This is a genomic window from Acetanaerobacterium elongatum (assembly GCF_900103835.1).
Lineage (GTDB): Bacteria > Bacillota > Clostridia > Oscillospirales > Ruminococcaceae > Acetanaerobacterium > Acetanaerobacterium elongatum.
This window is the reverse complement of sequence record NZ_FNID01000005.1, coordinates 14,563-38,468: the sequence shown is the minus strand read 5'-3', so window position 1 is coordinate 38,468 and position 23,906 is coordinate 14,563. Positions and strand designations below refer to the sequence as shown.

Genomic DNA, 23,906 nt, shown 5'->3' with positions numbered 1-23,906 from the left:
CGCTGATTAGGCAACATATACATATTTATCTCAATTTAACAATGCATTCTGTAATTGCGACCAATTGACTCAGGCCGCTTTTACAGTTACAATTGTTGTCGTTGCAACAATTGTAACGACAACAATTAAAATGGGAAGTGAATTTATGATCATGAACGCGCTTTCTATTATAGTGCGATACAGCCGCAACTTTTCTGAAAGAAAGATGAAGCCGTTCGATATCGGCTTTCCCGAGCAGGTTGTACTAATGTACCTTTCTCAGCATGACGGCATCAATCAGGATGCCATTGCGCATCATTTTATGATTGATAAGGGTGCAATCGCTAAAACCATAGGCAAGCTGGAAGAGAAGGGGCATATCGAAAAATCTCCAAACAAAGAAAATAAGCGAGAAAACCTAATCTCTTTAACGTCCAAAGGCAAAAGTATGCTGGGGCTTATGAACAATGTGCTGGAGGAGTGGAACGACGGCATGATGGATGGGCTGAGCAGGGAGGAGATTGAACAGTTTAATAGAATCGCTGAAAAAATCGAGGCTAACGTACTTAAAATTTTTAATCAGAATTGGAGCGACACTGATGCAAAAGCAGAATAAAACGATGCATTTCGGCTTAATCATGGTGGTATATCTGCTAGGGATTTTTATGGGCGCGATTGATACCGGAATCGTTACCCCTGCCAGAACGGTAATTCAAAACCACCTGTTGGTAGATGACAAAACCGGTATATGGATGATTACCATCTATACGCTGGCCTATGCCGCCAGCATTCCGATTATGGGTAAGCTCGCCGATAAATTCGGCAGGAAGTATGTATACCTCATCAGTATCTTTCTTTTTGGTTTCGGATCGTTGTTCTGCGGGCTTTCGCAGGATTTTGGCAGCTTTACCTGTCTGCTTGCCGCCAGAGCGGTTCAGGCTATCGGGGGCGGGGGTATCCTGCCTGTTGCAACCGCTGAGTTCGGCACAACCTTTCCTCAGGAAAAGCGCGGCATGGCGCTGGGGCTGGTAGGCGGGGTTTATGGGATTGCGAATATCTTCGGTTCCTCTGCGGGCAGTGCTATCCTAGACCTTTTCGGCAAAGACAACTGGCAGTATATCTTTTATATCAATCTTCCAATCACGGTGTTTATCCTTATCGCCGGGTTCATCTGCCTGCCGAACACACGCGAACCGAATGTCAAGAAGATTGACTTTTTGGGCATCACTGTATTAACACTCATGGTGCTATCACTGCTTTATGGCCTCAAGAATATCGACTTCTTCGATTTTGCCGCAACGATTCAAAGCACCTCGGTTTACCCGTTTTTGATTGTGTTTGTTGTTTTACTGCCGCTGTTTATACTGGCCGAAAAGCGTGCACAAGACCCTGTAATCAACCTCTCCTACTTTAAAAATTCAAGAATTGTAATTACGCTTATTCTTTCATTTATCACGGGTTTGGTAATGATGGGCATGATCTTTGTGCCCCAGTTCTCTGAAAACGCCCTGAAGATTGCCTCGGGCAGCGGTGGGTATTTTGTTATTATCCTGGGGGTTTTTGCGGGGCTGGGCGCACCGGTTTCAGGTAAACTGATTGATAAGCTGGGGGTAAAGCTGGTGCTGGGCTTCGGCTTTGCGGTTTCAATTGCGGGCTCCGCATTTCTTATCCTTGTGGCGGCAAACTACCCCAACACGGTTACTGTTATCGTAAGCCTTGTTCTCATCGGTCTCGGTATCGGGTTCACCATGGGTACCCCGCTCAATTATATGATGCTCGATAATACCCGAAAGGAAGAGTCGAACTCTGCGCTTGCAACGGTTTCACTCATCCGTTCGGTGGGTACGGCAATTGCTCCGGCAATCATGGTAGGCTTTATTGCGCACGCAGGCGCTGCCATTCAAACCAACGTAATGAATCTGCTGCCCACCGAGGTAAATGTTCCGGCACTGCCCTATGCGCAGGAGCTTACCGATAAACTGACAATGCTCAAATCCGACCCAAACATGAAGGAAAAGCTTGCCGGGGTTGAGATGCCGGACATTACCTCTATGCAGAAGGTAAAGATTAATATGAGCGCCAGCAGCGATTATCAAATGCCGGAGGATCTGGTGGAACGGATGAAATCCTCCGACGTTACCACCATTGTACCGATCAGCAAGGTGCTTGCGGAGCGTATGTTCGCCGAGATGTCGCCGAGTATTATTACCAATATCCAAAACGGGGTGCAAAGCGGTATTACCGGTATCAGCTCGGGCATTAGCGAAATGGATACAAAAATCACCGAGCTGCAGAAGGGGTATGACGGGCTTGGCAAGGGGATTCAGGGTATGGAATCGGCTGTAGCATCCCAGAGCGAGGCACTAAATCAGCTCGAGGTGCTTAAAAAGAGTATGTCTGCCATGCCTGCGGCAGCAATGAAAGGCGGCTCGGTTGGTATAGCACAGATGATTCCGCCAAACATCAAAAGCAAACTGCCGCAGCAGGTATTAACCGAGTTAAGCGGTATCAAATCCATGCAGGATTTAGAGCAGAAGATCACCCAGCTTAAGGCCGCAAAGCAGGCGATAAGTGATAAGCTAAACGAAAGCAGGAAGAGCCAGGGCGAGATGCTTAAGGGCTTAAACGCCATGAAGCAGGCCAAGGCCGAGATGAGCGATATCACCGGAAAGATGGCTGCACTTAAAGACGCGGTGCCCGCTGCTTTTGAATCTGCAAAGAGCAACTACCTGGCCGAGATTGATAATCGCAAGACTGTACTCGAAGCGGAATTTCAGAAAACCTTAAACGGCGGGTTTAAACAGGTTTACCTCACTGTAACGGTTGCATCACTGCTTGCGCTTATCATCCTTACCTTTTACCGCAAAAAGAAAATTGCGGGCGATGAAAGCTAAACTGCTCAATAGAACACTAACACCCGGTGCAAAAGCGCCGGGTGTTAGTGTATTAGAGGTTATGTTAATGGGTTAGTTGCGAAAGCAGCTCCGTCGGGGTTTTGCCGGACTTTTTTACAAACTGGTAAAGCTCATCCATCTCGGCTTTTTCCTTAGAAGCCAGCAGCGACTTTTGTTCCGCATTCAGCTTGGTAATCTTGGATTGACAGGTTTGAATCTTCATCTGAATCTCGGCAATCTGCTCATCAATGCTTTTCGCGGTTCTTCTTATTCCACGCGGCATAAAAGCTATCGTTCCTTTCTTGGAGTATTCGGGGATATGGGGTACCGGGCAAGTCGAGTAAAGGCCTGTTTATCCTGCTTTGGTATTAATTATTGGCCTTGGGCCAAATATTATACAACAGTTGCTCAGGCAGTTGATAGGATTGTATCCGGTATACCTTTTGTATATTTTACTCTGCTGATGTATAATAAGAGTAGAATTATAGTGAAAGGCTGAAGGTGCTCATGCCCAAGAAATCGTTTGTTACCAGCCTGCCGGATAAGGCCGGAGCCTTCCTGCAGGCATCCCGGATTGTAGCCAAACATCAAGGGAACATCATCCGTGTAAGCTATAACAAGGCCGTAGACCTGCATATGCTGTTTCTGGAGGTTGAGGCTGCGGAAGAGAGCTTATGTAAAATAGAGCAGAGTCTTGCAGATATCGGATACATCCACAGTGGGCTGGTGGAAACCCGGGTGATACAAATTGCGGTAAAAATACCCGATCAGCCCGGTGCCGTACTGCCCGTGCTGGAGGTGTTAAACCGCAGCAATATCAACATCTCTTACCTTAATTCCTGTGCTGAGGGCGAGCCCTGCCAGTATTTCAGGCTTGGCCTGCTGATAGAAGATCCGCGCATCATTAAAACCCTGCTTGATGAAATCAGCGGGATATACCCTGTTGATATTGTGGAGTGTGACAGTTCGGAAGAAAACCTCGATAATACGGTGTTTTATATCCGTCTTGCAAACGAGATGAAAACACTGCTCAACCTCAATAACGCGCAGACGATATCGTTTATTACCGAGTCTAACCGTATTCTGCAGGCATTACAAACCGGCGGCGAGAATGCGGGCAAGGTGTTTGCGTATATCCGAAGGTTTGCACATTTTGTGAGCAGTTACCGCGGGGAAAGCTATAAAACAGACATACAAACTCTTTCGGCGGGTGACGACTTAACAGTTTACAGTATACAGCCTCCCTGCGGCAGCAACACCTATGTTCTAAAAACCCCTACGGAACTGGTGCTGATTGATACCGGCTATGCTGCGTATGCTCAAGAATCTTTAAAGGAACTCCAACAGTTGTTCCCCGATTGGAATACACTAAGCAAAAGGCTGCTGATTACCCATGCGGATGTGGACCATTGCGGCCTGCTGGCAAGTTTAGAAGATGTGCGCATCATTGTTAACCGCAAAAGCTGCGAGAGCTTTCAGCGGCAGATTGAGGGACTGCCCGATGACCGCGAGAAAACCGAGCTGCATCTCGGCTACAGCCGTATCAGCCAGATTATCTCGGGCTATACACCGCCGGATATCACAAAGCTGGAGGTGCTTGACACAGGCACCCCCGAGGAGCACGAAAATCTGCTGCGGATAGGTACTGTTAAGATAGGCAATTATGAGTTTACGGTATACGAGGGCAGCGGCGGGCATCTGCGCGGGGAGATGGTATATGCCTGTGCAATGGCAGGCTTGGTTTTTACCGGAGACCTGCTGGTGAACATCGGCGGCTTTTCAAAGGAGCGCGCCGAGTTTAACTCTCTCGCTCCGTTTTTAATGAAAAGCGTGAATGTGGATTCAGCTAAAGCAACTGCTATGCGAAAGCAGGTTATCGCGCTGATAGAGGAGATCTCCCGCATTAGCAATAAGCCCTGTGTCGTCTGCGGCGGCCACGGCCCGCTTTCGGTGATGCGGGATGGTATGCTTATAAACCTGTAACCCTGCAAAGAATAATGAGCAGTTACAGCGCTATGAATAGGGAAGTGATTCCCGCCAGTATCGCACCGATGGTATTGGCAATTAAGTCGGTGTCGGTATCCCTTAGCCCGTGCTGGCTGGGGAGCGGGCTTTTGCTGGTAATATCACCTACAAACTCATATATCTCAAACAGGGCACCGAGAGCCGTGCCTAAAGCCGTTATATAAATTGCAATGTATAAGCCGGGAAGTGCTGCTGGTTTTAAAACGTTATTAATGATAGAATAGATAAACATTGCAAATGAGAAGACCCCAAGCAGATGCAGCCAAAAATCGAAAACCTTTGATTTATGGTAGATATCAAGTGCCTCGCCGACTAACGTATGCAAAACTACCGTTGCGATTACAAAAATCAGGATAAATTCTCTGGTGTGAAATACACCTGTATATTCAAAAAATAGAAAAATCGCAAAAGCGGCATAAACCAAGACGGATTCGGCAGTATATTTTAACCTTCTCTTACGGGCAAGCAAAACGATGCTCAGCAATTCAAGCAGGGTATAGACCATTACCAGCAATAAAACAAAATTATGGTGAGCCATATCCGTTTACCCCCTCCTGCAGGTTAAAAGCAATATTCTAAACCCTTAATGCTTTTCTTTATTTAAAAAGAAGCCTCGGGTAAAACCACAGGCATCATTGTAACGTGTTTTATTGTTTCCCCAAACGGTTTAAACAATACAAGCTGCAACCTGAACCAGAATTGTATCAGACGAAATTTTTAATAAGAATTGTGTATCCTAAAGTTTATTATGCTATAATAACCGATAACAATTATCTGCAAACTTTACGGGTATAATTCACAGTCACGAGAGGCAGACGAAGGTATGATTCACGAAAGTATCTATACACGCTATCAACCCGGTGTTACCCCGGAAACACAGACAGATGAGAGTGCCATATATTTTTTGTTTGTGGGGGATAAGCTGCTGGTTTACGGTGAGAACAGCCATGCTAAAATTCCAACCGCCCTGCAGCTTCAGCAGTGGGGCATATCGTTGCCGCAGCCGCTGTATCTCGGTACGCTCGACGGCAGCGCCTGCTTTGCGGCGGAACTGGATAATAACGATAACCTGCCGCCCGAAGCAGCGCTGGAAACTCTACGCGCGTTATTTGGCTGTATGGAGGACGGGGTATTTCTGCTGGCCGGGCGTGCGCTGCAGATTCTAAACTGGCATAACGCCAACCGCTTCTGCGGGCGGTGCGGCAGCAAAACCGGGGATAAAACTGATGAAAGGGCAAAGTTGTGCCCTAACTGCGGCGCAGTGGTTTACCCCAAGCTTTCCCCTGCGATTATCGTTGCGGTAGAGCGGGGGAACTCCCTGCTGCTTGCGCACGCGGCGTATTTTTCAAACAATATATACAGCGTTATCTCCGGCTATGTAGAGCCGGGCGAAACGCTGGAGGATTGTGTAAGGCGTGAGCTGCGCGAGGAGGTTCAGATCGAAGCTAAGAACATCCGCTATTTCGGCAGCCAGCCGTGGCCCTATACCGATTCGCTCATGATTGCCTTTACCGCGGAGTATGCGGGCGGAGAGATTCAGGTGGATGGGCAGGAGATCGAAACGGCGGGGTGGTATACTGTAGAGGAGCTCCGAAGCCTGAATATTCCCAACCCCATCAGTGTCTCCCGCAGCCTGATAGAATGGTTTATCAAAAAGCATGAAAATGACGACCAGCGCAAATAGAATTAACCCCCGCCATCGGCGGGGGTTATCATTTGAATACAGAAACAGTCTCATTTTATTACCATTACCAATGCACCTCATGACATGAAGGCTTTTCAGGGTCGCGAATTAATGTCTGCTTAGCGATCAAATCCAATTTTAAATCCTTTGCATTAGTAGCATCCAGCCCTAATACTAAAGCTTTATTCTCTTGAAGATTTCCAATGTCAATATTAACCTTCCCGTTGTAACCAACCGAATATTCTTGAGAATACAGCTCTTCACCTGTATCTTTAACGCTTACATAAAGCCTTACCTTGCCGTCTGACATCGTGATGCTGCCGCTGATTTTCAACTGATTTTCGTCGAAATTCAGGCAGATATCCTTGGTTTTAGTTCCATCAAACCCCGAATAGCTCATCTGAATGGAAGTAGTATTGGTGTGGATTGATGCGCACCCGGTTAAAAGTATTGCAAAGCAGCAGCCAATAATTATAAGCAGGTTCCGCCTTTTCTTCCGCATGGTTTCAAATCCCCCCCTGTAAAAATATTCTAAAGACAATTAAAGCTGATGATTACCTTAAATAAATCTCCATCCACCGAAAGGTCAAAGCTGCCGTTTTGCAGCTCGGTTAAGCTTTTGGCTATGGAAAGCCCAAGCCCGCTTCCCTCAGTGGTTCTGGCACTGTCGCCGCGCACAAAGCGTTCCAACAGCTCGTCGGTGCTGATATTGAGCGGGTATCTTGAGATGTTCTTAAGGGTAACCGTTACACGCTTTTCATCATCGCCGATGTCCAGATATATGCGGGTGTTGGGCATAGAGTATTTGCAGATATTGTTTAACAGGTTATCGAAAACCCGCCACAACAGCCTGCCGTCGGCAAAGATGAAAACACTGCCCTGCGGCGCCTTGATGACCGCTTCCAGCCCGGTTTGTGCAAAGCGTTCGGCATATTCTCCGGCAGATTGGTTTATAAGCTCCACGATATCGGTCTTTCCTGCGTTTACCGGGATATTTCCGGTAGAGGCCTTGGAGGCTTCCACTAAATCCTCAATCAACTTCTTCAGCCGTGCGGATTGTCGATCAAGCACCTCCAGATACTCCTTGGCATTTTCACTTGCGGCAGGTTCCTTCTTTAGAAGGTCTACATAGTTTACAATCGAGGTAAGCGGGGTTTTGATATCGTGCGATACATTGGTAATCAACTCGGTCTTAAAACGCTCGCTCTTTAAACGCTCCTCCACTGCCGCGGTCATACCGCTGCTGATGTTATTCAAGGTTACGGCGTGGGTTTTAAAGTCCCAGTACAGCCTTGAGGTATCAATTTTATGGCTGTAATCGCCGCTTGCAATCACCTCGCCGCCCTTTTTAAGCCGTTGCAGAATCAGGGCAATATAGCATACCCCAGCCAGCATGACAATATTGTATAGAAACAGGATTAAGACCGGTATAGGATGCCCGTAAGTTTTATAACACGCTACAAGCCATAAAGCATTAATAAACAGATATACTATAAACCCAACCGCTGTTTTCCAAATAAGAGGGAGGTTTCCAAACAACGTGAGCAAGGCCCTACCCCCTGTACGAAGCCCACGGCAAACAGGAACCAGCACCCTATACAATACGGTGTTTTGCCACCACCGGCCGCCTGCCTTCAAACGCGTGGAAAGGGTGAGCAGCAGCGCCAGAGCCAGCAGTAAGGCCGCGATACCCAGTGCCCCCTGAAAAAAGTACTGCTGGTAGGCAGAAAGGGTAAACCATACATTGATGTTAATGTTCAGTAAACCATATGCCAGCACTGCAACACCAAAGACGTAAAGGTCAAGGGGGATTTTGTCCAGTACGTTCAGCACGATCTCATCTTGCCCCTTGCGGTGGCCCGAAGCATTAAGCAGAAAAATGATCATCACAATAGCCGCAATGCCCGCAAAAGCCGCAAACGCTATCAGTGCGTAACGCATACGATAAAACCAGTTAAACGTCTTGTAGGGCTGAAAATAGTTGTCCTGCGCCGTAATGGGGCTGCGCACAAAGGCATTCACAACATAATCGCCGAAACGGAAGGTATTCTGCATACCAAAGCTTTCACTGGTAAAGTTGGTATACAGTTCCTTGTTGTTTTCGTCCAGAACCGTAAAGCTGAAGTTGCTTTTTGAGGGTGAAAACTGAGCCTCAAACTCTTTGATAATCGCCAGCTCCTGTGCGCTGGGGTTTGGCTTGATCTTACGCATATAATAACCGTAGAAGGCGCTGTTGGCGTAATCCTCGGTAATGGAATAGCAGGCGGGTGTATCGTAAAAGCTGTAGCCGGTAATGTCGTAGTAGCCTGCCTGCGCCATATCCACAATGCAGTAGGCCAGCGCGGCGGCGGTAATCAGCATAACTATAAACAGAATAAATGCGGTTGTTTTCGCAATCAGGCTGTTTTTCATTTTCATATGGATGTCATCCCTTTCAAATTGTCTGTTTTCATTTTGGGTTGCGCTCCAGCTTGTATCCCTGCCCCCACACCACCTTCAGGTATCGGGGCTCGGCGGGGTTTATCTCCAGTTTTTCGCGCAGGTGCCTGATATGTACCGCGACCGCGCCCTCCGCCTTATAGGCGCTGTCGTTCCACACCCGCTGGTAGATCTGCGCGGAGGAAAACACCTGCCCGGGGGTTCCCATCAGGAATTTTAATATTTCATACTCGGTGGGGGTAAGCGTTACGGGCTCGTCATCCAGCGTAACCAGTTTTTCCCTGTCGTTTAGCCGGATGCCGCCCACACACAGCACATCCTCGCTTTTCACCATGCCGCCCAGATGGGTATACCGCCTCAGCTGCGCCTTCACGCGGGCAAGCAGCTCCACAGGGTTAAACGGCTTGGTGATGTAATCGTCCGCGCCGATATTCAGCCCCAACACCTTGTCGGTATCCTCGCTTTTAGCTGTAAGCAGGATTACGGGGATATTGCTGCTCTCACGCAGGCGGGCCGTAGCTGCAATGCCATCGAGCTCCGGCATCATAATGTCCATCAGAATTAAGTGGATTTCAGTGTTTTCCAAGATACGCAGCGCTTCTCTGCCGTTTCCGGCTGCCACGGGATTATAGCCTTCCGCCGAAAGGTAGATTTTGAGTGCCGAAACAATATCACGCTCGTCGTCACAAACCAGGATGTTATACACTTTAAAATCAAGTCCTTTCAGTCCTGTTATTGCCTTCGGGGTTAGAAGCGCTGCGCTATGTAAAGTTCTCTGCAGAGAAACCTTATGAGTTCTATTGTAAGAAAAATCTTATTAAAAACCAAGGGGGTAAATCTTTAAGATTTCTTTAAGCTAATTCCAATCTCTCATAAGTATAAGAACAGAGGCACCTTTCGGCGCCTCTGTGTTTGTTGCAAAGATGAATTTTACTTGGAGCTTCCTCCGCTGAAAGCCTCGGGATAGTGCTTGGAGAAAAACACCTTGCCGGTTTTCTCGTCCTTTACGTTAATTAGTACGTCCATATCCTCCTGCTTTGTACCGGTAAAGGCCTGATAGGTGAGCGCACCCACGGCAACACCTAGGATAGCAAAGCCGTCAAGGCTGTTTTCAAACGCCTCGCGGTCGGCGGTAACGGTAAGCTCGGTGAAATTCTCGTTTGCCTTAATCGACTTCACCGAACCGAAGTTCTTGGTTACCTCGTCAAAGGCTGCCTGTACATCCGCCTTGTATTTCTTCAGCTGCTCGGCATACTTCTCCTTATCCAGCATGATGGTATAGGAGCCGTCAGGGTTTTTGGTGATGTCCTTCCTGTCTAAACCGTCCAGCTGAAAATCCTCATTCCCGTTAAACAGGTAGGCGGGCAGGGTAACCTTTACCTTGCCGTCCTGCACCACTACCTCGGGCACAGAAACCACAGATGCGGCGCTGCTGGAGGGAACCGACGAGCTTACAGCCGAGCTGGCTTTCTGTGAGGATACCGCTGAGGCCTTCCGCTCAAAAAGGTTGCAGGCCGTAAGATTTAATAGTATGGCAATGCACAGCATAAATAGCAGCAGTTTTCTCAATGTAAAACAATCCTTTCATCTATAATCCTTAGAATTACGGTTGTAAGAAGGACAGAAACTCAACTGTCTTATCTTGCCACATACCGGTGCTGGGTATGCAGTCATCGTTACGCCATATCCATTTTGGGATAGTAATAGTGCAAGGGGTATTCACCTGTTACGGGTTTTCTGGTTTCCGGCCTGTAATCGGCATACACTACACAATGCTTGGAATAGAGCCACGCTATGCCGCGCTTCACTCCGCTTGGTGCGCGGGTTTCCTCACAGGCGTTCATCTGAGTAAATATGCGTTTCAAGGTCTCATCCTTGCGGTATAAAACAGGCGGCAGCCGACCGGAGGCATTGGTGGCAAGGCGGTCACATACCATGTTGTCCCGCAGGACGGTTTTATCTATATTCGGCAGGCCGCTGAAGTATTCATAAACAAGAGCGGTATAGTCATCAAGCGTGATACGCTCTTCCATATGCTTGCCGGAAGATTCCGCAACCCTTTCAAACAGTTCAAAAGGAGTACATGTAAGGCACTCCAGCAGATAGTTAAGCGTTCGTTTAAACCGTCCGCTGTTATAAAGGCGTTCTACTGCATCCTCAATTTGATGCAGCTGCGCAAGCTCGCGTGAGGTAAGCCACGGGGTTTCGGTTACCTCGTAGGGCGGCTTATCAGAGTAGCTGCAAGGGTATTCCTGTGGGTTTTCTCGCATGGGGGCGCCGTGCAGCAGCTTTAAAAAGCCTAGCTGAAGCATGTTCGGGCGCAGTGCAAAGGCAGTATTAAAGCTCTGCGCAAAGCTCGCGTAATCCTCAAACGGGAGACCGGCAATCAGGTCAAGGTGGATGTGCATATTCCCGTTCCCAATCACCCGCGCAAGGTTGTGCGTTAGCCGCGTAATATCGGTTTTGCGGTGAATGGCGGCAAGCGTTAGCGGGTTAAAGCTCTGCAGGCCGATTTCAAGCTGTATTGCTCCTGCAGGTGCCTGGGCGAGCAGGGTGATGGTCTCATCATCCAGCAGGTCACCCGCCACCTCAAAGTGAAAGCATACCCCAGGTGGAATGGCCCTGCCATAGTTTTGCAGAATGAACCGGAACAGCTCTAATGCACGCGGGCGGTTGGCATTAAAGGTGCGGTCTACGAGCTTAACGGTTTGTGTGCCGCTTACGGCAAGGCAGAGCAATTCCTTCTTTGCACGCTCCAACGGGTAGCTGCGCACGCCCCCGCAACGCCCCGAAAGGCAGAACGCGCAGGAAAAAGGGCAGCCGCGGCTGGTTTCAAGGTAGGCAATACGCCCGTTCAGGGCAGAAAAGTATTCCTCGGTGTAAGGGCTGGGCGGTTCATCCTCGGGGGTATAGGGCTGTGAGGTGTAAACACCGCTTTCCGTTCTCCCGCACACGCCGGGGATACATTTTACTTGCGTTGACTGGTACAGCGCATTCAACAGCAGCGCGAAAGGCCGTTCCCCCTCGCCCGAAACAATATAATCCACCAGCGAATTGTTTGTAAGTACCTCCGCGGCGTTATAGCTTACCTCCGGTCCTCCCAGAACGATGACCGCCTGCGGAAGCTCCGCCTTTAAGATTCTTACAAGCTCGAGCACGGGTGTAATATTCCAGATATAGCAGCTCAGCCCCACCACGGCGGGCTGCTTTTTAGCAATCCGTGCCGAAATATCAGTCAGGGCTTCGTTAATCGTACCCTCTACCACACATGCTTGGATGTCGGCAGGGCAATACGCTTTCACCCCCGCCAGCAAACACCATGGCGCCAACGAGGAATGAACGTATTTTGAGTTTAAAGCGCACAGCACTGCGGCAAACACTACCCGGCCACCTCCCCAAAAACAATCTGAGCAACCTTTCTTACGATGGCGTTTCAGTTCTAATCAGACAAGTATTATTATAGCATAATTTTAGATTGTGAGGGTGACATTAGCGTTACAAGCATAGGAAGATAATACGGAAATAATTGACATATACTAAGCTGAAAAGCTATAATAACGTTAAAGAAACACAGTCAAACAGGCACCATCAAATAGCGCCGCATCTCCTCACTTTAAAGTAAGGGTTGGTTAGTTATGAAAAAAACACCGGTTGTTCTAACCGTCTTGGCGTGGATTGTCTTTGGCTTTCTTGTGTTTTTAAGCGTATATTGGGTAATGAATTACTTTATTGCAGGGCTGCTTATCCTGCTTGCAGCGGTACTCATCCTGCCGCCGCTCGGGGCATTGTTGAAGCGTTACCGTATTCAGGGCTGGATGCGCGGCGTTGCCTGCCTGGTTCTGGCATCTGTGGGATTGTATATTGCGGGAACACACCTGCAGACGGCGCAAACAGCCGATACCCAATCCGTCGATATGGGAGCCTCCGCACCTGCCTCGGTGGATAATGCCGCTTCCGCAGTAAGCTCCGAGCCGCTTGACGTGCAAAGCGAGATACCCAGCGAACCGCCAATGGCAGGCTACCCCTGTGCGGGCAAGATTGAGTTTAACTCCTTTGATGTAAAAGAAGCGCTTATCAGCTTTACGGTTTCAGAGGATTATACCCAAATCGGCGATATTACCGTAACGCTCAAAGGGCTGAGTACCGTCTATTCCACCACTACGGGTAAATCGAAAATTGAGATGGAAGAAACATCTGTAACCTACAACGGCAGCAATCCGGCGGATATGGAGGATTTTGCAATCCCGCTGGGCAGCGACGGCATGTTATTCGGCACCATAGACGGGCAGGGCAGCTTTACCGGCTCGATTGATTATACCTACACCAATGCAAACCCATCCTTTACACTGCCGCTTGGCAGGGGAGATTGGGTGGCTTCGCTGCCTGAAACGGCGCCGCACTACCAGTTTAAAGAGGAAAGCAGTGCTGTAGTAAGTACCGTTTCTGCTGCCGAGAAACCGGAGAAAGCAGGCGAGGTGGGCGTAACGTCATCTGCCGCTAAGGAAAGCAGCGTTTCGGAAACGAAAGCGTTAGACTATCCGGCGACGGGAGTACTTACCGACAATACCAGCGGTTCAGGGTTTGGTATTCTTAAAATCAATACCGCTTCCGGCAACCCCACCTATATTAAGATTTACTCTGCCAGCGGCGGCCTTGTGAAAACCTTGTTTATCCGCAGCGGCGATTCAATACAAACCGATCTGGATCAGGGCAGCTACATTGTAAAATACGCTACCGGTGCAAAATGGTACGGCGAGAAGGAGATGTTCGGCAACAGCGGCGTCTACCAAAAGGCCGATACCGTGCTGGAGTATGCCGAAAGCGGCACCGGGTATGAGCTCACCTTAAAGAGTGTGGTGAACGGGAACCTCGGTTCTGTAGGGCAGAGCAAGAATACTTTCTGATGTTGAATGGAGCAGGAATATGAACTTTAACGGCAAGGTGTGCGTAATTACAGGGGGCGCGAACGGCATAGGCCGCTGTATCGCCGAGGAGTTTTTGCTGGCGGGTGCGAATGTAGCAATCATAGACATAGATGCCTACTCCGGCAAAAAGCTTGTCGCCCGCTATGGCACGGAACGTATTTTGTTTATGCATGGCGATATCGCTCAAAAGGAAGTAATCGAGGTCTTCTCCGGTGAGGTACTTCGCCGTTTCGGGCGAGTGGATTACCTGATTAACAACGCCTGCTTAAGCAAAAAAGGTCTCCTATCCGGCTGTGGATTTGAGGATTTTGATTATGTGCTTCGCTTGGGTGTGGCTGCCCCTTATTACCTCACAAAGCTGTTGAATGGTTCCTTTGCCACGGGAGCCTCGGTGGTGAATATCGCATCCACCCGCGCCTTCATGTCCCAGAGCGATACCGAGAGCTATACGGCGGCAAAGGGCGGTATCAGCGCACTTACCCACGCGATGGCGGTCAGTTTAGCGGGCAGGGTGAGGGTAAATGCAATCAGCCCCGGATGGATTGAAACGGGTGCCTATCAAAGCGATGCCGCTTTATCACCCGAGCATTCCGAACCCGATCAGTTACAGCACCCCGTGCACCGCGTCGGTGTACCGCAGGATATCGCCAAAACAGTGCTGTTTCTGTGCAGTGATGATGCCGCCTTTATCACCGGCGAAAACATTACGGTGGATGGCGGCATGACCAAGCGCATGATTTACCACAACGACGAGGGCTGGTCTTATCAGCCGTAATAATGCAGCATGCAACACAAAAGGAGTAATAAAATGAAGAATTTGATGCTAGGCAGCACTATTTCGGCACCGGAGATAGGTCTTGGCTGTATGCGGCTTCCGAAGATGGAACCTGCCGAGGCAGAGCGCCTGATACGCACCTCTATGGAGCTTGGGGTAAACTTCTTTGACCATGCCGATGTTTACGGCCGCGGCGAGGCAGAGGCGATATTTGCCAAGGTAGTGGGGATGAACAGTGGCATCCGGGAGCAGATGATATTACAAACCAAGTGTGCCATCCGTCCGGGTTGCTGTTATGATTTTTCAAAGGAACACATTCTGAAATCAGTAGAGGGTAGCCTCAGACGACTAAACACCGATTATGTCGATATCCTGCTGTTACATCGCCCAGACGCACTGATGGAGCCTGAGGAGGTTGCCGAGGCCTTTCGCGTTTTAAAAGAGAGCGGCAAGGTACGGTATTTCGGCGTTAGCAACCACAACCCTTACCAGATTGAGTTGCTGAACCAATACTGCGAGAGCCGCTTGTTGATTAACCAGCTGCAGCTGAGTATTGCCAGCTGCGGGATGATAGACGCGGGGCTGAACGTGAACATGCACAACGAGGCTGGTATAAACCGCGACGGTGCGGTACTGGATTACTGCCGTTTGCACGATATTACTATTCAGGCATGGTCGCCCTTCCAGTACGGCTTCTTTGAAGGCATATTCCTGGGCAGCGAGAAGTACCCCGAGCTCAACCGGGTGCTTGACGAGCTGGCGGAAAAATATAACGTGACGAACAACGCCATCGCCATTGCGTGGATACTGCGGCATCCGGCAAAAATTCAGCCTATTGTGGGTACTACCAACCGCGAGCGGCTTCGGGAAATTTGCAAAGCCTCGGATATTACACTTACCCGCGAAGAGTGGTACGCACTCTATCTGGCTGCAGGGAAGAAACTGCCATGAAAAATTAGAAAGATAAACACCTTGTTTGTCGCAATGCAGCGGGAATCAAGGCGTTTTTGTTATCAGTCATTCTTTTGCGGTAGAGGCTCTTACCATTAACTGCGGCAAGGTGGTGTAGGATTGTATCTGCAGCATGGGGTTCTTGATCTTGCGCACCAGCAGCGAACCCGCCTGCAGGCCCATATCGTATACGTCGATGTTAACTACCGAAAGCATTGGCTCTACGATACGAGAAAAGGGGTAGTCGTCAAATCCGATTACCGCAATATCATCGGGAATAGACAGCCTGGCGGCCTTGATGGCTTTAACAACACCAAGCGCAATGCTGTTGTTTTCGCACACCACCCCGTCGGGAAGGCTTCCGGCTGAAAGCAGCTCTTTCATCACGTCGAAACTACCATCCTTGGTAGAATCTGTATAACGGATGAAATCGGGGTTTACCGGCAGCCCTTTCTGTACCAGAGTGGTTCTGAACCCCTGCAGCCGGTGGGCTGAAATCTGGTCTGCCAAATGACCGGCTATAAAGGCCAGAGAGCGGCGGCCGCAGTCATAAAGATGTTTGGTTGCAATCTCGCCTGACAGGTAGTTGTTGATGTCTATCCAGCACAGCTGGCTATCGAAATCTGGCTTACCAATAACGATGTGTGGAAAACCCGTCTGGTTCATGAGTTCTGCCAGGCGCGTACTGATGGCTGAGCCGTGTATCATAATACCGTCGGCACTCTTCTGGGCGATAATGCGTTCCATTACGGCAATCTCGTCATCCTCTGCTCCCACACCGCATAGGGTTAAGGCATAATCTTTTTTGCCCAGAGCCTTCTGTACGCCGCAGAGTATCTCGAACATGTGCGGGTTGGTAAAGGCAATGTCCCGCTCTAACCGTGAGATGAACACTACATTGTGGGTGGCCTGCTGCGCGAAGCTGCGTGCGCGTTGATTGGGGTAGTAGTTATGCAGCTTCATAATATACTGTACGCGCTGTATGGTTGCCTCAGAGATTGATGAAGAGCCGTTTATTACCTTTGAAACGGTAGAAACGGAAACTCCCGCTTCTCTGGCGATATCCTTAATAGTGACAGACATATTCAGGATTATGCCCCTTTCTATGTGGTTTTTGTAAAAATGAAATGGAATATCAGTATATAGTAAGGAAAACGATATATTAAAATAGTACACCGTTTTCCTAAAATAATCAATACTATTTATAAAAAATCGTTGTATCAATGCGTAAGATTGTATATAATGATAAACGAAATAGGGAAATAAGCCGTTTTAATTATTAAACGCAAAGTAAAACGGTTTCCTAAACAACGAAATTATTGGAGGCTATTATGAAACGAGTTGTTGCTGTGATACTTTCTGCACTTATGCTGTTAACCCTGTTTGGGGGGTGCGCACAGTCTGCTGCACCAGCTACCTCATCAGCGGATAATGCCGCGTCCAGCGAGGTGGCATCCTCCGCAGCCGCATCTTACGAAAAAGCAAAAGAACCCGTTACTGTTACCATCTGGCATGAATGCGATGCCACCATCGCTCAGACAATTCAGGACGAACTCAATAAGCTCGCGCCCGATATTGTGGTAAAGGTGGAGCGTAAAGAAAAGATGAGCGAGGCGCTCAAGCTTGTGGGTAACGACCCTGCCAGTGCACCAGATATGTACTTCTTCGCACACGATAAAATCGGCCTGTTTGCAGAGATGGGTATCCTTGCTCCTATTACCGACTTTATTACTAAGGAAGACCTCTCTTCGATGATCCCTATGACTATTCCTGCCGGTACATACAAAGAAAATATCTATCAACTGCCCCTCTACTTTGAAACCCTGCTGTTTATGTACAATAAGGCACTGATGAAGGAAGTTCCAAAAACCACCGACGATCTGCTTGCTTATATGAAGGCGAATACCAAGAACGGCAGTTACGGTTATGTAGAGCAGCACAGCACTGCTTATTACACTGCAGGCTGGATGCAGGGTTTCGGTGGCTTTATAATTAATGATAAGGCAGAACCGGGGCTCAACAAGCAAGAAATGATCGATGCTGTTACCTACCATCAGCAATTTGTAAAATACATGCCTGCAGATGGTGAATACAATACGGTTACTACCCTGTTTAAAGAAGGCAAAGCACACTCCATCATCAGCGGCCCGTGGCTGGTTCCCGATGTAAAGAAGGCCGGTATCGATCTTGGTATCGCCCCAATGCCTACCATCAATTCAACCAATAAGCCGATTACCCCTTTCTCTGGTGTACAGGGCGTAAGTGTACTGAAATCGGCGGCTCAAACCAAAAAGGATGCGATTACTGCCATCTTAAAGCAGCTATTAAAGCCAGATATCGGCATCGCTCTTGCGAAAGCAGCAAACTGTGCACCAGCTAATACCAAGTGCTATGACGATGCGTCTATCAGTGCTAATGAGATGATCGTCGCCATGAAGAAAACCGCCGATAACGTAGTGCCCATGCCCAATGTACCCGCCATGGACGTGATGTGGAGCATTACCGAGAATATGCTTTCGGCCGTAAACAAGAACAACGCAGACCCGAAGACTGAATGCGAAAAGGCCCAGAAAGAAGCACTTAGCCAGATTGAAGCAATGAAATAATCCTTTCCGCAAATAAGCAGGCGGTGCACGGATGTGTATTGCCTGCTTATAAAAGTAATGATGCTTAGTAAATTGTAAAAGGGAGGAGCGGTTGCATGAAGAAAAAGCTGCTGCCATATCTGTACTCTTTTCCCGCTCTGCTTGTAATCGGCCTAATTGTGCTGTTTCCTATTCTATATACGGGGTATATCTCACTAACCAATATGAACATCTATCACTGGTTTAACTATTCATTCATTGGTCTGGACAACTATGTAAAAGCCCTGTTTGTAATGGATTCCGGATTTATACCCGCAGTTTTGCGAACCCTGTTGTGGACAGTAATCAACATGATGCTTCAAGTGGTACTTGCTTTTTTTATTGCACTGGCACTAAACGCCGAGGGGTTAAGGCTAAAGAACCTTTACAAAACCTTGCTAATGTTCCCTTGGGCTATGCCAGGTTATGTATCCATTCTGTTGTGGCGCATGGGTATGTTCAACACCGAGTTTGGTATGCTCAATCAATGGTTAAGGACAATGGGCTTTGAGAATATCAACTGGCTTAGCGGTAATGTAATGGCCTTTACCTGCTGTACAGTGGTAAACCTGTGGCTTGCCCTTCCGTTTATGATTATGATGATTGATGGCGCGTTGCAAAGCATTGATAAGGCGTATTACGAAAGTGCAACGCTTGAAGGTGCAGGCTTCTTCACTCGAACCGGTAAAATAACGGTGCCACTTTTACGTCCGATTGTAGCACCAGCAATTATTATGTCAACCTTTACGACATTCAAGCAGTTTGATATCATCTACCTGCTCACCCAGCAGCAGGGCGCGAAAACAGGTGCAGATATTCATACTATAATCACCTATGTCTATGAAAAAGCATTTATTACTAACAACTTTGGTTATAGCTCGGCGGTTTCTATTGTAATCTTTGCGATGATTATCGTTCTTTCCATCTTCACACGCAAGGATTTAAAGGAGGAAGGCCGATGACCGGTATAAAAATAAGTCGCGGTGCAAAGCTGGCCGCTCTTAATCTAATACTGATTATTATCTGCCTGCTTGCTTTGCTGCCAATTCTGTATGCCATTTCGGTTTCATTGAACGCGCACAACGAAGTGATAAGCTCTAGTTTTTCGTTTTTCCCCAAAGAGCTTACACTTGAAAACTATAGAATGATTCTGTTTGATAAGCCGTTTCTTGTTTGGCTTTTTAATACCGGTCTACTTTCGTTGGCTACGGTAGTTGCGGCCATAGCCGTTTCGGTTCCAGCCGCCTATGCCTTTTCACGCCGCCGGTTTGTAGGGCGTAAGGCAATTCTCTATATTCTTTTGCTGCTTAATGCCTTTCCGGGTATTCTTTCAATGTTTGCGGTATATAACTTGCTTAAACCAATGGGGCTCGTAAACTCTTATCAGGGACTGATTCTCATCTACGTTGGCACCATGGGTATCTTCGGCCTGTGGAACATGAAAGGCTATTTTGACACCATTCCGGAGGAGATTGAGGAGGCAGGGAAGATTGACGGCGCCAATGACTTTCAGATCGTCACCAAAATAGTACTGCCACTTGCCAAGCCTTCTATTATCGTCACTGCGGTAATGGTTCTCATCTTTGTGTGGAACGAGTATATATTCGCCGTAACTTTTATGACAGGTGCAGAAAAATACACGCTTGCTGCGGGGCTTTATTCGTTGCAGGCCACCGAATATACCCGAAACTGGCCCGTATTCTCAGCAGCCTCGCTGTTGGCTTCGTTGCCAATTCTGGTGGTATTTTTTGCCATTCAGAAGCATATGGTTTCTGGGCTTACCGCTGGCGGCGTAAAGGGCTGACTTATATAAATACATATTAAAGAGGTATCATCTATGTTGCGCGAAGCAATCCTTCATATACCCATGTCACAGTATGCACATGGCATTGACGAACGTCATTTGGTATTCCGCATACGTTCCGCTAAAGGGGACTTAACCGCTTGTACACTATATTATGCCGATAGGGCCTGCCGGGTTAATCCCGTGCTTTTTACATCTCAGCCTATGCGCCTTGCGGCTAGCGACACGTTGTATGATTATTTTGAAGTGGTGCTCGAAGCCCCCTACACACGCGTTTGCTATTACTTTGAGCTTTCAGACGGCCAAGAAACCATTCTGTACTATGCCGACCAGTTTACGCAAAAGCATGCGGATGAGCGTTCGGAGTATTATCAGTTTCCTTTTAATCATCGAAACGATATTGCCGAAGTTCCGGCATGGCTGAAGGAGGCGGTAGTATACAATATCTTCCCCGACAGCTTTGCAACGTCAAAGGAGTACATCGCAGAAAAGGCAAAAGCGGCGTATTTTAACGCAACTGTAACAACGGGGCAAAATGGCGGAACCCTGAGGGGTATTGCCGATAACATCACATACCTGCTCAATCTCGGTATCAACTGTATCTACGTAAACCCCATCTTTGCGGCTGAGGAGTATCACAAGTACGACCTGCTGGACTACTACCATATTGACCCGTGCTTCGGCACAAACGAAGATTTTAAGGTGCTAGTGGATAGCTGCCACAAAAGCGGTATCCGCGTAATCATTGATGGTGTATTCAACCACTGCGGCTGGCACTTCTTTGCCTTTGAGGATGTTGTGCAAAACGGCGAGAATTCGCGTTACAAGGACTGGTTTTACCGTCTCACATACCCAGTGGTAAGGCCGGATAACGGCGAGGAGATTCCAAACTACGATTGCTTTGCGTATGAGCGAAAGATGCCGAAGCTTAATACCGCCAACCCAGAGGTGGAGCAGTACTTCTGCGATGTGGGCAGATACTGGGTAAAGGAGTTTGATATCGATGGCTGGCGTCTGGATGTAGCCAATGAGGTGAACTTCGATTTCTGGCGCGCCTTCCGCAGAGCGGTAAAAGCGGTAAAACCCGATTGCGTACTGATTGGTGAAGTTTGGGAATCTGCCCAACCGTGGCTGCGGGGAGATATGTTCGATTCTTCTATGAACTACGATCTGCGGAAAAACTGCCGGGATTTCTTTGCCCTTGAGCAGATTGACGCCGATGGGTTTGACGCGCGTGTAACCGCAATGCGTATGCGTTATACCCAAAATATCCTTTACGGGCAGCTCAATTTGCTGGACAGCCATGATGTTTCACGCTTTTTTACCCTCTGCGGCGAAGACAAAGCACGCTTTAAGCTGGCGGTAATATTTCAGATGACCTTTGTCGGCATACCTTCGGTATTTTACGGTGATGAGAAAGGCCTTGCGGGTAGGCTGGAGCATGAATATCGCCGCCCGATGTACTGGGGTACGGATGAAAGCGGCCTGTTTCAGTTCTATCAAAGGCTGATTGCCATCCGCAAGCAGCATCAGGCACTGATAGAAGGTGGATTTAAAACTATTTCAGCAGAAAAAGGCTCTGGCTTGTATGCCTATGAACGAGCAAACGCGGATGAAACGATAGTAATATTACTAAATGCTTCATCTGAGCATGTTGAAATCGGCAACTTTATCTCACAGGGGCAGGAACTGCTTGCTAGGGAAGGGCTTGAGTGTAATTCTCTTTCGCCATATGGGTATACCATCTTTAAACGATAGCTTTTACCGATATTAATACTGTCAACAAATCGCCTCCGGTTTAGCAATAACAGCTAAGCCGGAGGCGGTATATATTTAAGGCTAGATATAGAACATCACTCCGCCGTCGCTTCGCAGTCGCTGCGCGTGTGCGCTAAGGTCGACTAATGTAACCTTTTTCAGCGTGTCTGCCACCGCAGTATCAAGTGCCATAAAAACATCAGATTGCAGAGCCTCTTCGATATTCGGTGCATTTTTAAGCACCGATTCTTCGGCTGATTCAAATAAAGAGTGCTCCACCGCCTGCAGGATGTCCAGTGCCGTTATAGCGGCGGGGGGCTGAGCCAGCCGGTACCCACCCTGCGAGCCCTTGATGGCGGTTACAAGACCTGCCCTTTTTAGCAGTGCGAAAACCTGCTCAAGATAAATCTTTGAGATGCCCAGCTTTTCAGAAATGCTGATAACAGTCACTGCCTCATTGCTGTCGGCGTATTCTGCTATTATCATCATCGCGGCAAGACCATACCGCCCTCTGGAGGATACTCTCATATTGGCTGCCTACCTTCTGTAATCCGATAAAACATACATGTATACTATAATTATAACGCTGCTTTCCATAGCCGTCAACGTTATTCTCTAGCCAATAATTCGAATAATACCCAGTTCATTAGAATAACATACCCTGCTGTCAAAGAAACCTCTGAAAGCAGGGCTGAAGGATGTTAACTGTTATCGGAGCGGGAGTCGGGCTTTTCATTCAAAAAACGCTGATATCGCTCCAAGGCATCCCTTTCGGCTTCCTGACAGGTGTCGGTCAGCAGGCCGAGATTTTCAAGTACTACGCGTGTTACCTTCGGGCAGATAGCCTGATCATCCGCCATCCTCTGCAGCACATGTGCTACCTGCGCCATGCTCATCGCCGCGCGGTATGGCCGGTGCTCGGTTACTGCCGAAAAGATATCCGCTACCGCCATAATTCGGGCACCGAGCGGCAGGCTCTCGTTGCTCAGATTAAAGGGATATCCGGAGCCGTCCAGCTTTTCGTGGTGGAACGATGCCCATTGGTTGATGGTCTCAAACCCCTTAATCTGCCCAAGAAGACGGTAGGTATAATAGGTGTGGCTGCGCATAATATCATACTCACGGGTGTCCAGGGCGGAGGGCTTCTCCAATACCTCGTTATCGATAGCGAGCTTGCCAAGGTCGTGCAGATACCCCGCGGTAAGCATCAGCAGGCACTCATTCGGCGAAAAGCCAATCAGCTCCGCAAGCTTTTGGGCAGTTTTAGCCACCCCTGCGGAATGGGTGGCGGTAAAGCGGCTTCGAAAGTCGATTATCTGCGAGAACAGCTCGGCAATACTCACAATGTCCTTAAGTGAAAGCCTCACCATGCCCCAGTACGAGATGTCGGGTATACAATCGAGCGGGGCCTTGTCGGTAAGCTCCAGCCAGATCGACTCTTTGTCGGAAAGCCCTGTCAGCGCGTCAACCACCGTCGGACAGAAAATATCTCCGGACTGCTGCTTTATCCGTTCCATTATGCCGGGAACCTGTGAGAGCACCGTTTTACCCCGGCTGATTAACACGCTGGTTCGGTCGGCCAGGTGCAGGATATGGCTTGCAAAAGGAACCGGGCTGCCCATAAAATCTGCCCCCGCTCCGTTATCCCACGGCAGATGATGGTAGCATACGGTGTCTGCCACTTTGGCAAAAGGAGGACATTCTCTCAGCAGCTTTGCACCACGAAATGCGTGGCTGTGTGCGGTTACACGTTCGTCTTCAATCAGCGATAGGCGCTCATCCACCGTAAAAGCGCCTATATCGTGAACAAGCCCTGCAATAAGGATGTCACGCTGCTGTTCGGCGGGCAGGTTCAGCTTTTCCGCCAGCCTGCAGGCAAGGTAGGCCACCTGATGATGGTGATTTGAAAGCTCGGGCCGCGCTAGGTCTATGGCACCCGAAAGACAGGTTAATATGTCAAACAGGTTTATGTTGATGTTTTCCATGCTGCTGTTCTCCGTTTATATAAGTATTATACATGATTATTTTATCACAGCGGAAACAACCTA

21 protein-coding genes are annotated in these 23,906 nt (G+C 48.5%); 11 read left to right on the top strand and 10 right to left on the bottom strand.

The genetic code is table 11. The annotated features are described in order from the left end of the window. Positions 1 to 151 precede the first annotated feature (151 nt). The gene (locus BLR50_RS02460; RefSeq protein WP_162840293.1) at positions 152 to 595 is read left to right on the top strand and encodes a MarR family winged helix-turn-helix transcriptional regulator; all 444 of its coding nucleotides are present in this window, start codon (positions 152 to 154) and stop codon (positions 593 to 595) included. Continuing rightward, the gene (locus BLR50_RS02455) at positions 579 to 2,873 is read left to right on the top strand and encodes an MFS transporter (protein ID WP_092638175.1); all 2,295 of its coding nucleotides are present in this window, start codon (positions 579 to 581) and stop codon (positions 2,871 to 2,873) included. Before BLR50_RS02460 ends, BLR50_RS02455 begins: the two co-directional genes overlap by 17 nt. Before the next feature lie 64 nt (positions 2,874 to 2,937). Here BLR50_RS02455 and BLR50_RS02450 read toward each other — a convergent pair whose 3' ends face one another. Further along, positions 2,938 to 3,156: a hypothetical protein gene (locus BLR50_RS02450; protein WP_092638173.1), complete on the bottom strand. Its 219-nt coding sequence runs from the start codon at positions 3,154 to 3,156 to the stop codon at positions 2,938 to 2,940. Positions 3,157 to 3,380: 224 nt separating this feature from the next. Between BLR50_RS02450 and BLR50_RS02445 the strand changes: the two genes are divergently transcribed. Then, positions 3,381 to 4,856 (top strand): MBL fold metallo-hydrolase, encoded by a 1,476-nt coding sequence (locus tag BLR50_RS02445; RefSeq protein ID WP_092638171.1) that lies wholly within the window; start codon positions 3,381 to 3,383, stop codon positions 4,854 to 4,856. Positions 4,857 to 4,878: 22 nt separating this feature from the next. Here the strand turns inward: BLR50_RS02445 and BLR50_RS02440 are convergent, their stop codons facing one another. Then, positions 4,879 to 5,436: a DUF2238 domain-containing protein gene (locus BLR50_RS02440; protein WP_092638169.1), complete on the bottom strand. Its 558-nt coding sequence runs from the start codon at positions 5,434 to 5,436 to the stop codon at positions 4,879 to 4,881. Positions 5,437 to 5,721: 285 nt separating this feature from the next. Here BLR50_RS02440 and nudC point away from each other — a divergent pair, with 285 nt between their 5' ends. Beyond that, a complete protein-coding gene (nudC, locus tag BLR50_RS02435) occupies positions 5,722 to 6,582 on the top strand; it encodes an NAD(+) diphosphatase (protein ID WP_092638167.1) in 861 nt (286 codons plus the stop codon). Between the two features lie 64 nt (positions 6,583 to 6,646). On the opposite strand, the gene BLR50_RS02430 is transcribed toward nudC, so the two are convergent. The 5 genes from BLR50_RS02430 to BLR50_RS02410 form a co-directional block, all read right to left on the bottom strand. Continuing rightward, positions 6,647 to 7,084 carry a hypothetical protein gene (locus BLR50_RS02430; protein WP_092638165.1) on the bottom strand — a complete coding sequence of 146 codons (438 nt, stop codon included), beginning with the start codon at positions 7,082 to 7,084 and terminating at the stop codon, positions 6,647 to 6,649. Positions 7,085 to 7,113: 29 nt separating this feature from the next. Next, entirely contained in the window at positions 7,114 to 9,000 is a 1,887-nt protein-coding gene (locus tag BLR50_RS02425) for a sensor histidine kinase (protein WP_092638163.1), read from the bottom strand. Between the two features lie 31 nt (positions 9,001 to 9,031). Then, a complete protein-coding gene (locus BLR50_RS02420; RefSeq protein ID WP_092638161.1) occupies positions 9,032 to 9,727 on the bottom strand; it encodes a response regulator transcription factor in 696 nt (231 codons plus the stop codon). A gap of 224 nt (positions 9,728 to 9,951) precedes the next feature. Then, the gene (locus BLR50_RS02415; RefSeq protein WP_092638159.1) at positions 9,952 to 10,590 is read right to left on the bottom strand and encodes a hypothetical protein; all 639 of its coding nucleotides are present in this window, start codon (positions 10,588 to 10,590) and stop codon (positions 9,952 to 9,954) included. Between the two features lie 107 nt (positions 10,591 to 10,697). Then, complete coding sequence (locus BLR50_RS02410) at positions 10,698 to 12,401, bottom strand: B12-binding domain-containing radical SAM protein (RefSeq protein ID WP_092638157.1); 1,704 nt, start codon at positions 12,399 to 12,401, stop codon at positions 10,698 to 10,700. A 255-nt stretch (positions 12,402 to 12,656) separates the two neighbouring features. Between BLR50_RS02410 and BLR50_RS02405 the strand changes: the two genes are divergently transcribed. The 3 genes from BLR50_RS02405 to BLR50_RS02395 are packed head-to-tail and all read left to right on the top strand — an operon-like array spanning position 12,657 to position 15,672. Then, positions 12,657 to 13,925, top strand: a complete 1,269-nt coding sequence (locus BLR50_RS02405) for a hypothetical protein (protein WP_092638155.1) — start codon at positions 12,657 to 12,659, stop codon at positions 13,923 to 13,925. Positions 13,926 to 13,944: 19 nt separating this feature from the next. After that, positions 13,945 to 14,721, top strand: a complete 777-nt coding sequence (locus tag BLR50_RS02400) for an SDR family oxidoreductase (RefSeq protein WP_092638153.1) — start codon at positions 13,945 to 13,947, stop codon at positions 14,719 to 14,721. A gap of 33 nt (positions 14,722 to 14,754) precedes the next feature. Continuing rightward, positions 14,755 to 15,672 (top strand): aldo/keto reductase, encoded by a 918-nt coding sequence (locus BLR50_RS02395; RefSeq protein ID WP_092638151.1) that lies wholly within the window; start codon positions 14,755 to 14,757, stop codon positions 15,670 to 15,672. 66 nt (positions 15,673 to 15,738) lie between these two features. Here the strand turns inward: BLR50_RS02395 and BLR50_RS02390 are convergent, their stop codons facing one another. After that, positions 15,739 to 16,755, bottom strand: coding sequence for a LacI family DNA-binding transcriptional regulator (locus BLR50_RS02390; protein ID WP_092638149.1), 1,017 nt, complete (start codon positions 16,753 to 16,755; stop codon positions 15,739 to 15,741). 248 nt (positions 16,756 to 17,003) lie between these two features. Between BLR50_RS02390 and BLR50_RS02385 the strand changes: the two genes are divergently transcribed. The 4 genes from BLR50_RS02385 to BLR50_RS02370 all read left to right on the top strand — a co-directional run bounded on the left by BLR50_RS02385 (position 17,004) and on the right by BLR50_RS02370 (position 21,858). Then, the gene (locus BLR50_RS02385; RefSeq protein WP_092638147.1) at positions 17,004 to 18,278 is read left to right on the top strand and encodes an extracellular solute-binding protein; all 1,275 of its coding nucleotides are present in this window, start codon (positions 17,004 to 17,006) and stop codon (positions 18,276 to 18,278) included. Positions 18,279 to 18,373: 95 nt separating this feature from the next. Then, a complete protein-coding gene (locus BLR50_RS02380) occupies positions 18,374 to 19,258 on the top strand; it encodes a carbohydrate ABC transporter permease (protein ID WP_092638145.1) in 885 nt (294 codons plus the stop codon). Further along, positions 19,255 to 20,100, top strand: a complete 846-nt coding sequence (locus BLR50_RS02375) for a sugar ABC transporter permease (protein WP_092638143.1) — start codon at positions 19,255 to 19,257, stop codon at positions 20,098 to 20,100. Before BLR50_RS02380 ends, BLR50_RS02375 begins: the two co-directional genes overlap by 4 nt. Positions 20,101 to 20,133: 33 nt before the next feature. Continuing rightward, a complete protein-coding gene (locus BLR50_RS02370) occupies positions 20,134 to 21,858 on the top strand; it encodes a glycoside hydrolase family 13 protein (protein WP_092638141.1) in 1,725 nt (574 codons plus the stop codon). A gap of 81 nt (positions 21,859 to 21,939) precedes the next feature. Here the strand turns inward: BLR50_RS02370 and BLR50_RS02365 are convergent, their stop codons facing one another. Further along, on the bottom strand, positions 21,940 to 22,386 hold the full coding sequence (locus BLR50_RS02365) for an RrF2 family transcriptional regulator (RefSeq protein WP_092638139.1): 447 nt from the start codon (positions 22,384 to 22,386) through the stop codon (positions 21,940 to 21,942). A 173-nt stretch (positions 22,387 to 22,559) separates the two neighbouring features. Then, positions 22,560 to 23,843, bottom strand: a complete 1,284-nt coding sequence (locus BLR50_RS02360; protein ID WP_092638137.1) for an HD-GYP domain-containing protein — start codon at positions 23,841 to 23,843, stop codon at positions 22,560 to 22,562. Between the last annotated feature and the right edge of the window lie 63 nt (positions 23,844 to 23,906).